General features: G+C 71.5%; 10 protein-coding genes and 1 tRNA gene. 7 read left to right on the top strand and 4 right to left on the bottom strand.

Going from position 1 to position 11,654, the window contains the following annotated elements; translation table 11 throughout:
* Positions 1–311 precede the first annotated feature (311 nt).
* A tRNA-Lys gene (locus tag RB150_10535) sits at positions 312–387 on the bottom strand.
* Positions 388–460: 73 nt separating this feature from the next.
* On the opposite strand from RB150_10535, the gene RB150_10530 reads away from it, so the two are divergent.
* Positions 461–2,392, top strand: a complete 1,932-nt coding sequence (locus RB150_10530; GenBank protein ID MDQ7820969.1) for a S9 family peptidase — start codon at positions 461–463, stop codon at positions 2,390–2,392.
* Positions 2,393–2,529: 137 nt separating this feature from the next.
* Here RB150_10530 and RB150_10525 read toward each other — a convergent pair whose 3' ends face one another.
* Both RB150_10525 and RB150_10520 read right to left on the bottom strand, forming a co-directional pair.
* Positions 2,530–3,618 (bottom strand): membrane dipeptidase, encoded by a 1,089-nt coding sequence (locus tag RB150_10525; protein ID MDQ7820968.1) that lies wholly within the window; start codon positions 3,616–3,618, stop codon positions 2,530–2,532.
* A gap of 1 nt (position 3,619) precedes the next feature.
* Positions 3,620–4,018, bottom strand: coding sequence for a PPOX class F420-dependent oxidoreductase (locus RB150_10520; protein MDQ7820967.1), 399 nt, complete (start codon positions 4,016–4,018; stop codon positions 3,620–3,622).
* Between the two features lie 234 nt (positions 4,019–4,252).
* Between RB150_10520 and RB150_10515 the strand changes: the two genes are divergently transcribed.
* Positions 4,253–5,089, top strand: a complete 837-nt coding sequence (locus RB150_10515; GenBank protein MDQ7820966.1) for a cyclase family protein — start codon at positions 4,253–4,255, stop codon at positions 5,087–5,089.
* A 16-nt stretch (positions 5,090–5,105) separates the two neighbouring features.
* Positions 5,106–6,134 carry a threonine synthase gene (gene thrC / locus RB150_10510; protein MDQ7820965.1) on the top strand — a complete coding sequence of 343 codons (1,029 nt, stop codon included), beginning with the start codon at positions 5,106–5,108 and terminating at the stop codon, positions 6,132–6,134.
* Between the two features lie 406 nt (positions 6,135–6,540).
* On the opposite strand, the gene RB150_10505 is transcribed toward thrC, so the two are convergent.
* Positions 6,541–6,966 carry a hypothetical protein gene (locus RB150_10505; GenBank protein MDQ7820964.1) on the bottom strand — a complete coding sequence of 142 codons (426 nt, stop codon included), beginning with the start codon at positions 6,964–6,966 and terminating at the stop codon, positions 6,541–6,543.
* A gap of 126 nt (positions 6,967–7,092) precedes the next feature.
* Between RB150_10505 and RB150_10500 the strand changes: the two genes are divergently transcribed.
* From RB150_10500 to RB150_10485, 4 genes are all read left to right on the top strand, one after another.
* On the top strand, positions 7,093–7,464 hold the full coding sequence (locus RB150_10500; protein MDQ7820963.1) for a hypothetical protein: 372 nt from the start codon (positions 7,093–7,095) through the stop codon (positions 7,462–7,464).
* Between the two features lie 250 nt (positions 7,465–7,714).
* Positions 7,715–10,174: an ATP-binding protein gene (locus RB150_10495; GenBank protein MDQ7820962.1), complete on the top strand. Its 2,460-nt coding sequence runs from the start codon at positions 7,715–7,717 to the stop codon at positions 10,172–10,174.
* Between the two features lie 16 nt (positions 10,175–10,190).
* Positions 10,191–10,970, top strand: a complete 780-nt coding sequence (locus tag RB150_10490; protein MDQ7820961.1) for an SDR family oxidoreductase — start codon at positions 10,191–10,193, stop codon at positions 10,968–10,970.
* Positions 10,964–11,654, top strand: a 691-nt coding sequence (locus RB150_10485) for an alpha/beta fold hydrolase (protein MDQ7820960.1), incomplete at its 3' end; no start/stop codon positions are given. The genes RB150_10490 and RB150_10485, both read left to right, overlap by 7 nt.

Genomic DNA, 11,654 nt, shown 5'->3' with positions numbered 1-11,654 from the left:
GGTTTTGGGAAGAGCGGGGAGATCGGGGAGATCGCGTGGATTGAGCAGATTGGGTAGATTGCGTTCTGGTGGGCCCTGAGGGACTCGAACCCCCGACGCGGTCGCTCGACGCGATCCCGGGGTGCCTTGTGCGCTGGGTCCCTCAGTGGAGCCATTGATCGCGCCTCGCTCCTCGGAGGGGCTGAGCCCCTCCGATTCCACCCCTGACGGCCCGGGGGAGCCGCGCTCCCCCTCACCCCCTCGGCCTCGGGGGTTCGTCCTCCAATCTACCAGGCAGCCGCCGGTAGCCCGGGGCGCCACCGGCGGCTGCCTGGTGGGCCCTGAGGGACTCGAACCCCCGACGCCCGGGTTAAAAGCCCGGCGCTCTACCCGCTGAGCTAAGGGCCCACCGTGGTCATTCTAGCACACGCCCTCCGGCCCGACGGGAGTCGCCGGCGGCGTCGTCGAAACCCCACACCCGATGCCCACCGTCGCTCCGTACGGGACCTGGAAGTCGCCGATCACCGCCGAGCTGGTGGCCGGCGCCGGGATTGTCCTCTCGGAGATCGCAGTCGACGGACCCGACGTGTACTGGTCCGAGCTGCGGCCGGCCGAGCGGGGCCGGAAGGTCATCGTCCGCCGGACCCCCGACGGCCGCACGGCCGACGTGCTCCCCCCTCCCTTCAACGCCCGTACCACCGTCCACGAGTACGGCGGGGGCGATTTCGTCGTGGACCGCGGGGTTGTCTACTTTTCCGAGTATGCCGATCAGCGGCTGTACCGCCTGCAGCCGGGAGGCACCCCGGACCCCCTCACGCTGCCCGGCGCACTGCGCTACGCCGACGCGGTGGTCGACAGACAGCGCCGGCGGCTCATCTGCGTGTGTGAAGACCACGCCCGCGGCGACCAGGAGGCGGAGAATTACCTGGCGGCCGTTCCCCTGGAGGGTGGTCGGCCGCAGGTTCTGGTGCGGGGGGCCGACTTCTATGCCTCCCCCCGCCTCAGTCCCGACGGCGCCGTGCTGGCCTGGCTGAGCTGGGACCGCCCGAACATGCCCTGGGATGGAACGACCCTGTGGGTGGCGGCGGTGCGGGCCGACGGGACGGTGGAGGAGCCGCACCGGGTGGCCGGCGGGCCCGAGGAATCCGTCTTCCAGCCGGAGTGGTCCCCCGACGGCATCCTGTACTTCGTCTCCGACCGCACCGGGTGGTGGAACCTGTACCGCTGGGACGCGCGCGCAGGCCGTGTGGAGCCGGTCGTCCTGCGGGAGGCCGAGTTCGGCCGCCCCCAGTGGGTGTTCCGCATGTCCACCTATGGCCTTCTGGATTCTTCCACCGCGGTCTGCGCCTTCATCGCCGGAGGGGTGTGGCGGCTGGCGCTGCTGGACACCCGGCGGAAGTCCCTGGACGTCGTGGACCTCCCGTACACCGAGATCAGTCAGGTGACACCGGCCGGGACCGCCGTGTACTTCATCGGCGGGTCCCCCACCGAACCCCTGGCATTGGTCCGCCTGGACGTGCCCCGCCGGGCCGTGGAGGTGCTCCGGACGTCACGCCCGCACCCGGTGGACCCGGGATACATCTCGGTGCCGCAGGCCATCGCGTTCCCGACCACCGGCGGACAGGCGGCGTACGGGTGGTACTACCCTCCGACCAACGCGGACTTCGCCGGCCCGCCCGGAGAGCGCCCGCCGCTGCTGGTGGTCGCCCACGGCGGCCCCACGTCCTTCTCCCCCGCCGTGCTGCGCCTGGAGTTCCAGTACTGGACCAGCCGGGGGTTTGCCGTGGTGGACGTCAACTACGGCGGGAGCACCGGCTACGGGCGCGCCTACCGGAACCGCCTGCGCGGCCAGTGGGGTGTGGTGGACGTGGACGACTGCGTTCACGCGGCCCGGTTCCTGGTGGACCGCGGGCTGGCGGACGGAATGCGGGTGGCCATCCGGGGCGGCAGCGCCGGCGGGTACACCACTCTGTGCGCGCTGGCATTTCGGGACGCCTTCCGGGCCGGGGCGTCGCACTTCGGGGTCAGCGACCTGGAGGCCCTGCACCGGGAGACCCACAAGTTCGAGTCGCGGTATGACTACCACCTGGTCGGCCCGTACCCCGAGCGGGCCGACCTGTTCCGCGCCCGCTCCCCCATCCACTACGCTCACCAGATCCGCGTCCCGGTGATCTTCTTCCAGGGGCTGGAAGATCGCGTGGTGCCCCCCAGCCAGTCGGAGGCGATGGTGGAGGCCCTGCGCCGCCGGGGCATCCCCGTGGCGTACCTCGCCTTTGAGGGAGAGCAGCACGGTTTCCGCCGCGCCGAGACGATCCGCCGCGTCCTGGAGGCGGAACTGTACTTCTACGGCCGCATCTTCGGGTTCTCGCCCGCGGACACCCTCGACCCGGTGCCCATCCATAACCTCGACTGAGCCCGTGGTGCGGGATCGAAAGGTCTGCCCCCCAGAATCTGTGAACGCGTGTTTGCCCTTGGATCACGGGGTCTGACCCCGACATCCGCGGAGGAGGGGGGCTGCCCCCCAAAATCCTCAGAGCACGAGGCGCCGGACTAAATGGAGGATTCGGCGGCGGGAAGGTGGTCCAACAGGAAGCCGAGCCAGTTTCCCCCCATCAGCCGGGCCACATCGCCGGGGCTGTATCCGTGGCGGAGCAGGGCGTCCGTGAGCCGCGGCAGGTCGGCGTGGGTGGGGATCTCCGCCAGCGCCTTGTGGGCGTTCTCCCGGGGAGGTTCCGTCGGCGGCAGGGAGTCCATCCGCAGGCGGTCGATGTCGTCCACGAAGGAGATGAAGTCGAAGCCGAACCCCACCCGCTCGATACCGGCCAGCTCGACCACGTGGTCCACATGGCGCAGGAACTCCTCCAGCGTGGCGATCTGCCTGCTGATCACGAACGACTGCACCATGAGACTGATCAGGCCTCCGCGGGCGCTCAGCGCCCGGATCTGGTCGTCGCTGAGGTTGCGGGCGTGGGGGAAGAGGGCGGCAGCGTTGGAGTGGGAGGCCACGACCGGCCCGGCGGCGCACTCCAGCAGGTCCCAGAAGCTGCGCTCGTTGAGGTGTGAGACGTCCCAGATCACCCCCAGCCGGTCGCCTTCCCGTACCAGTGCCTTGCCCAGCGGCGTGAGTCCTTCCCGGCTGTCCTGCCGGGCGCCGCTGGCAAAGGCATTGCGTTCGTTCCACGTCAGGCCGACCACCCGGACCCCCAGGCGCACGAAGGTCTCCAGCAGGTCCGGCTCGTATCCCAGCGGCGCGCAGCCCTCCAGCCCCGGGATCACGGCCGTGCGGCCTCCCCGCACGGCCCGCTCCAGCCCCTCCCGGGTCTCGGCCACGGCGAACTCCTCCGGACTGCGGCCGACCGCCCGGCGCAGTCGGGTCAGGCCCACCAGTGCCCGGCGCAGTCCGTCGGGGAGGTATTCCAGCTCCACCCACACGGGGCTGACGACCACGTCCACGCCTCCCTGGCGGAGGTCGCGTCCCACCCGGGTCTCGGCCAGAGCGGGGGGGTCGCCGCCGCGGGCGTCGGCGGCGCGGGTGAGGGCCAGGGGCAGGTCGCAGTGACCGTCCACCACCGTCAGGCTCCGGTGGAATGCCGTCCGGTCGTCCGGGCTCAGCGGGGCGCGCTCCGCGGAGGCGCTCATGTCATTCCAGGCCCACGGCGGTGTAGGACTCCGGCCGCAGCCGGATGCTCACGCGGCGGTGAGGCGCGTCGGTCGGCGGATACTGGAAGGGACGTCCCTCATACCGAAGGGAGAGCCTGTCAATGTCCTGAGCGCCGTGGGCCGGGTCCAGCCGCACCGGGCCGCGGATCTGGACGTATCGGTCGGGATCACCCGGGTCCAGCACCACCACGGACGCGTAGGGACGGCGCTGCAGGTTGCGCAGCTTGACCCGCCCAGCCGTCGTGTTCATGAGGATCTCGTCCCCGTCCAGGGCAAACCACACCGGGGTGGCTTGAGGCCGGCCTCGGGGTCCCACCGTGGCCAGCACGGCGAGGTAGGGTGCGTCCAGAAACGCGCGAATGTGATCCGGCAGCCGCATCTGCCCCTCCGCTCCGTCCCGCGACAGTGCACCCTTCATCCTAGAGCACGCCGCGGGCGAAAGGCAACGCGGCCGGCCCGCGCCGCAGTCCCGGCGTGGTCACTCTCTCGCCCCGGAAGGTCCGGACCCTCGCCCCGGGGCCTCTGTCCCGCCGGGCGGGGCTGGCGCCGGTAGGACCTGCGCGCCGAGATACCGAACCCCACCCACCAAACGTCCCGACACGAGGTGATGGCGATGTGCGTTCCGCAGACCTTTGAGGCGGTGAAGCTGGATCGCCGCAGCTTCCTGCGGGTGGCCGCCGGCACGGCCGTGGGCGCAGCCCTGGGCGGGACGGCCCTCCTGCCGGCTGTGGCGCGGGCGCAGACCCGGTCCCTGTCCTACACCAACATCGTGGACCTGACCCACGTCCTGCACAGCCGGTTCCCGTCGTTCAACCCCGACTTCTTCCCGCGCCTGTCCCGCCGGCCGTTCGTGACCATCGAAAAGAACGGGTTTTACGGGAACATCGTCTCCTACTGGGAGCACACGGGCACCCATATGGACGCTCCCGCCCACTTCGTCACAGGCCGGTGGTTCGTGCACGAGATCCCGGCCAGCCGCCTGATCGGCCCGGCGGTGGTCATCCACATCCACGAAAAGGCCACCGCCAACCCTGACGCGCAGGTCACTCCCGACGACATCCGCGCCTATGAGGACCGCTACGGCCGGATCCCCGACGGCGCGGTGGTGTTCATGCACAGCGGGTGGGAACAGTGGGTGAATGACGAGGTGTCCTACCGTCGGCCCGACAGTACCGGCACCATGCACTTCCCCGGGTTCCACCCGGAGGCAGCCCAGATGCTGGTGGAGGAGCGGAATATCATCGGGATCGGCGTGGACACCCTCAGCCTGGACTACGGCCGGAGCACCGACTTCAAGACCCACCTGACCATTCTGGGCGCCAACAAGTGGGGCCTGGAGAACGTGGCGAACCTGACGCGGATTCCGCCCCGGGGAGCCACGGTGTTCGTCGGCGCCCCCAAGCTGGCCAACGGCTCGGGCGGGCCGCTGCGGCTGATGGCGGTGTGGTGACGGCCCGCGGTGACGCGTGTGGCGCGGAGTCATTGAGCAGTACCGGCCGTTCCTCCCGGTCACCGACGCCACGCCGGTGATCACTCTGGGAGAGGGCGGGACGCCGCTGCTGGAGTGCCGGGCCGGCCGGGAGGCGGGGCTCCGCCTCCTGGTCAAGTACGAGGCGGCCAACCCCACTGGCTCGTTCAAGGACCGCGGCATGACCGTCGCGGTCAGCAAGGCGGTGGAAGCGGGCGCCCGGGCCGTCGTCTGCGCCTCCACCGGCAACACGGCGGCGTCCGCGGCGGCCTATGCGGCCCGGGCCGGCCTGGCCTGCCTGCTGCTGGTGCCCGCCGGCGGGGTGGCGGCGGGCAAGATGGCCCAGGCCGTGGTCCATGGGGCCACCATCATCCCCGTGCGGGCCGGCTTCGACCGGGTCCTGGAGCTGGCGCGGCAGGTAGCCGAACGCTTCGGTCTTGCCCTGGTCAACTCGATCAACCCCCACCGGCTGGCGGGCCAGAAGACGGCGGCGTTTGAGATCTGTGACGCGCTGGGTCGGGCGCCTCAGGTCCTGGCCCTTCCGGTGGGCAACGCCGGAAACATCACGGCCTACTGGATGGGATTTGTGGACTACCGGGCCGCCGGGCGCATCGACCGGCCGCCCCGGATGATCGGCGTGCAGGCCGAGGGCGCCGCGCCGCTGGTGCGGGGGGAGCCGGTGGACCGGCCGCAGACGGTGGCGTCCGCCATCCGCATCGGCCGGCCGGCCAGCTGGCAGGGCGCGGTGCGCGCGGTGCGCGAGTCGGGCGGCCGGTTTGTGGCGGTCAGCGACGAGCGCATCCTGGCCGCCCGCGACCTGCTGGCGCGGGAGGGGCTGTTCGTGGAGCCGGCATCCGCCGCGTCGGTGGCCGGGGTGCTGGCCCTGGCCCGGGAGGGGGACCTGGCTGGCGAAGTGGTCTGCGTGCTGACGGGCCACGGATTGAAGGACCCCGAAGCGGTTCCCCGGGAGGACATCCCCGAGCCCGTCCCCGACACGCTGGAGGCGATTGCCCGGCGGCTGCCCTGACCGTCACCAGGCGGGACTTTCCGGTTTATGAAGGTGTGCGTGTGCACATCAGGGATGGGCGCACCGCCGCCGTGCTCGGGGCGGGGCCAGCCGGGCCGGACCCCAGGTGGGCCACGCCAGGGCCGGAATCGCCCGACCTTCCGGGAGTTTGGGATCTCCCGAACGCTCTTCTACCGCCGGCAATGGCGCTACCGGCCTACGGGTCCGGCCCAACTGCTGCGAGGTGAGGACGTGGACGGGATTCGCGCCATATACCTGTGTGAGGCTGGGACCCTTCCGTGGAAGCCGTACTGTACCTTCCGCCGCGTGTGAGAGAACCCACGACATCTTCCATGATGGGCCGAGACTTCACCGCCTCGGTCTCGCTGCGGTCAGCGGATCACCAGGACTGACCGATAGCCTGGATTCAGAAGCGCGGCTGCACGGGCTGGAAGCCCGGCGTCTGGGGCACCGGCCCCGGCGCAGGACCGAAGGGCAGTCCGGGGATCCGGGGGCCCTGGTACGGCCGCAGCGGGAAGTACTCGGGAGGACTGCCCGGAACGCCGGGCTGGTTGTCCGGGCCCGGCATCAGCTGGTACAGCCGGCCCTGGTAGTAGAACAGGATCATCGGTTCGCATTCGCCCTGGCCGGGAGCGGGCTGCTGGCCCGGACCCTGCCCCTGGGGGCCCGGCAGGGGAATGACCTCCGGCTGCACCGGCAGCATCTGGGCGGGGACGGCTGTCGTCGGCATCCGCGCCGCCGCTGCTCCGGCGCGCCATCCGGCCGCGTACAGCGCGGCGCCAGCGGTCGCCGCCGCCACGATCACCGCGACCAGCGCATACCGACGGGCCATGTCCTCTCCCTCCAGTCCCCCGCGGGATCTTATGTTCACTATACCACCGGGCGCCCCCGGATGCCTCCGGGACAGGGCCCGGCGGCGCGCGTTGCGCGGCCGCGGGGGGATCCCTACAATGAAGGCATGGCGCTGGTGTTCACCTTCCCCTGCGGCGGATGCGGCCGCCGGTACAGCGTGTACTACCCCAAGGCCCTGCTGTACGAGCTCAGCGGCACCGCGCCCCGGGAGATGGGGCTGCAGGAGGACGAGGCGGACCGGGCGTCCGGCGCCGTCGACGCCGCCCGGGCCCGCGCCGAGGCGGCCGGCAACATCTTCGTTGACGCCGGCCAGGAACTGGCCCGGGTATGCGCGTGCGGCAAGCGCCTGGACTTCAACATCATGCACCACCCCCGGGTTCCCCAATCCCGGGAGGTCCTGCGCCGGCGCCAGACCGGCGTGATCCCCATGCCGGCCCCCCTGAAGAAGACCCCGGGCGGGCCGGGCGGCCGGGACTGAGGGGGCCAGCGCCGCGCCTGACGAACGACCGTTCCGTTGACCGGTCCCGCCCCGCGCAGTATGGTTACATTGCCAGCGGGAGCGGCTACCTGGATGGGAGGATGCGAGCCCTCCGAGGCGAGCCCGGCCTAACCGGGTAACGGCCCGCTGGCGCAGTGTTTATACCGTCCAGGCCGGCTCAGAGGAGCCGGCTGCCCCCGCACGAACCTCCCTACAGTAGCCACCCGAGGAACCTGTCAGGAGGGATACGGTGAGTCCATCTGCCGACGAACTGCGGGCGCGCCATCGCCTGCGGCCCGAGCAGCTGCGCTGGGTGTGCGACCCCGACGCGCTGCCCTTCCGCACCACCGCCGAGATGCGCGCCGACGAGGTCATCGTGGGCCAGGACCGCGCGGTGCGCGCCCTGGACCTGGGGTTGATCATGACCCAGCCCGGCTACCACGTCTTCATCTCGGGGCCGGTGGGGACCGGGCGCACCACCTACGCCCGCAAGAAGATCCAGGCCGCCGCCGCCGGCCGCCCGGTGCCCCCCGACTGGTGCTACGTCTACAACTTCCAGCAGCCCGACCAGCCCACCGCGCTGTCGTTGCCGGCGGGGATGGGCACGCGGTTCCGGCGGGACATGGCCGAGCTGGTGGAAGAGCTGCAGGACGTGATCCGCAAGGTGTTCAGCAGCGAGACCTACGCCCAGCGGCGCCGGGAGCTGGTGTCGTCCTTCGAGCAGCAGATCAACACCATCTGGAGGGACCTGGAGGCCAAGGCCGCCCAGCTGGGGTTTGCCCTGCAGCGTACCCCCGCGGGCATCAACACCATCCCGGTGGGGCCGTCGGGCGAACCGATCACCCCGGAGCAGTTCGCCCTGCTCACCGATGCCCAGAAGGAGGAGATCAACCGCCGCGGCCGGGCCCTGGCCGACGAGGTGAGCGAGGCGCTGCGCCGGGTGCGCACCGTGGAGCGGGAGGCCCGGGACGCCCTGCGGGAGCTGGAGCAGCGGGCCGTGCGCTCGGCGGCGGGCCACGCCATCGGGCGCCTGCGGGAGCGGTATGCGGACCACCCCAAGGTGGTGGCCTACCTGGATCAGGTTCTCGACGACGTGGTGGAGCACCTGGACCTGTTCAAGGAGCAGGAGGAGCCCCCGGCGCCCTTCCCGCTGGCGGCGCTGCTGCGGCGGGACGCCTTCACCCGCTATCAGGTCAACCTGGTGGTGGACAACAGCCGCCTGGAGGGCGCCCCGGTGGTGGAAGAGCCCAACCCCACCTACTACAACCTGGTGGGGAAGGTGGAGTACCGGGGCGAGCTGGGCGCCCTGGTCACCGATTTCACCATGATCAAGGCCGGCGCCCTCCAGCGGGCCAACGGGGGGTTTCTGCTGCTGCAGGCCCGGGACGTGCTGCTGAACCCGTTCGCCTGGGACGCCCTCAAGCGGGCCCTGAAGAGCGGGGAGGTCCGCATCGAGAACATCGGCGAGCAGCTGGGGCTGGTGCCCACCGCCACCCTGCGCCCCGAGCCTATCCCCCTGAACATCAAGGTGGTCCTGGTGGGGACGCCGCTGCTGTACCTGCTCCTGTATGTCCTGGATGATGACTTCCGCAAGCTGTTCAAGGTCAAGGCCGAGTTCGACGTGGACGTGGAGCGCACCGACGAGACCATGCGCGCCTACGCCGCCGCGGTGGGGGCCATCTGCAACCGCCAGGGGCTGCGGCCCTTCGACCGCACGGCGGTGGCGCGGGTGCTGGAACACAGTGCGCGCCTGGCCGAGCACCAGCAGCGGCTGAGCACGCGCTTCAACGAGGTGGTGGAGATCGTCTACGAGGCGTCGGCGTGGGCCCAGCAGGCCGGGCGGGACGTGGTGACGGCCGCCGACGTCGACCGGGCCATCGAGGAGAAGGTCTACCGCTCCAACCGGGTGGAGGAGCGACTGCGCAAGGCCATCGCCGAAGGGCAGCTGCTGGTGGACGTGCGGGGGGCCGTGGCGGGGCAGGTCAACGGCCTGTCGGTGCTGCAGCTGGGCGACTACAGCTTCGGCCACCCCAGCCGGATCACCGCCCGCACCTACGTGGGCAACCGCGGCGTGGTGAACATCGAGCGCGAGACCGAGATGTCGGGGCGCATCCACAGCAAGGGGGTGGCCATCCTGGCCAACTACCTGGGCGGAAAGTACGCCCAGACCCAGCCCCTCAGCCTCAACGCGTCGCTGACCTTCGAGCAGACCTATACCGAGGTGGAGGGCGACAGCGCCAGCTCCACCGAGCTGTACGCCCTGCTGTCGGACCTGGCGGGGGTGCCCGTCGACCAGGGGATCGCGGTCACCGGCTCCGTCAACCAGAAAGGCGAGATCCAGCCCATCGGCGGCGTCAACGAGAAGATCGAGGGGTACTACGCCGTCTGCAAAGTCCTCGGCCTCACCGGCCGCCAGGGGGTGATGATCCCGGCGCAGAACGTCGCCAACCTCATGCTCAAGCCCGAGGTGGTGGAAGCCGTCCGCCAGGGGCAGTTCCACATCTACGCGGTGCGGACCATCGACGAGGGCCTGGAGGTGCTCACCGGCATGCCGGCGGGCACGCCCGGCCCCGACGGCAGCTATCCCGAGGGGACGGTGAACTACCTGGTGAGCAAACGCCTGCAGGAGCTGGCGGAGCGGCTGCGGCGGTTCGCCCCGGGTGCTCGGGCCGCCGAGGGCAAAGACGACGACAAGGAGAAGGACCGCTAGGAGGGACGGGCGGCCGGTGGACCTGGGGCTGAGCGGGCGGACGGCCCTGGTGGCGGCGGCGAGCCGGGGGCTGGGCAAGGCGGTGGCGCGGGCGTTCGTCCAGGAGGGGGCGCGGGTGGCCATCTGCGCCCGCACGCCCGACGCGCTGGAGCGGGCGGCCGCGGAGATCGGAGGCGACGTCCTGCCGGTGGTGGCCGACCTGACCCGGGCCGCCGACGTGCAGCGCTTCGTGCAGGCGGCCGTGGACCGGTTCGGCCGCGTCGATATCCTGGTGACCAATACAGGCGGACCTCCGACGGCGGCGTTCGCGGACGTCGCCGACGAGCAGTGGCAGCAGGCCGTGGAGCTGCTCCTGATGAGCGCGGTGCGCCTGTCCCGGGCCGCGATCCCCCACATGCGCCGCGGCGGGGGTGGGTCCATCGTACACATCGCCTCCTTCGTGGTGCGCCAGCCGCTGCCGGGGCTGGTGCTCAGCACCGCCATCCGGCTGGCGGTGGTGGGGCTGGCCAAGACGCAGGCCGCGGAGCTGGCCCCGGAGATCCGGGTCAACACGGTGTGCCCGGGGCCCATCGCCACCGGGCGGCTGGAGGCGGTCACGCGAGCGTACGCGGCGCGGGAAGGCCTCAGCTACCCGGAGGCGGAGCGCAGGCTGTGGACGGACCAGGTGCCCCTGGGGCGGGTCGGCCGGCCCGACGAGCTGGCCGACGTGGTGGCGTTCCTGGCCTCCCCCCGGGCCAGCTACGTGACCGGCACCACCCTGCTGGTGGACGGCGGGCTGGTCAAGGCGGTATGGTAATTTCCTTCAGCCGACGCACCGCGCTCCTCCTGGCAGCCTTCCTGTTTCCGGCGGGGCTGTCCGCCTGGGCCGCCTCCCGCGTCCCGGTCGCCTTCCAGGCCGAAGACGGGGTGGTCGTGCGCGGGTGGGTCTGGCCCGGCGGGCGCGCCGCCGTGATCCTGTCCCACATGTTTGGCACCGACCAGTCCGTCTGGACGGACCTGGCCGGCCTTCTGGCGGCCCGCGGCTACACGGTGCTCACCTACGACTTCCGGGGGGTCGGCCGGTCCGGCGGCCGGCTGGTGATCGCAGAGGTGGACCGGGACGTCCTGGCGGCCATCCGGCACGTCCGGGGCCGGGGGGCGCGGCGGGTGGTCCTCATCGGGGCCAGCATGGGAGGGACGGCGTCCCTGGTGGCGGCGGCCCGCGCCCCCGTGCACGGGGTGGTGGTCATGGCCAGCGGGACGCAGTTTGCGGGGCTGAATGCCCGCCCGCACCTGCCCGGGCTGCGGGTGCCCAAGCTGTTCATCGTGGGCAGCGGCGACCAGCCCTTCCACGACAGCGCCCGCTACATGCACCGGGTGACGCCGCCCCCCAAGCACCTGCTGGTTCTGCCCACCCCTGCCCACGGGACGTACATGCTGCGAACCCGGCACCGGGCCGCCATCGAGGCGGCGATCCTGGATTTCCTGAAGAGGTACGCGG

The organism is Armatimonadota bacterium, from assembly GCA_031081675.1.
Taxonomy (GTDB): domain Bacteria; phylum Sysuimicrobiota; class Sysuimicrobiia; order Sysuimicrobiales; family Kaftiobacteriaceae; genus Calidihabitans; species Calidihabitans tengchongensis.
The sequence above is the reverse complement of the archived record's forward strand: the minus strand, read 5'-3'. Positions and strand labels throughout refer to the sequence as shown.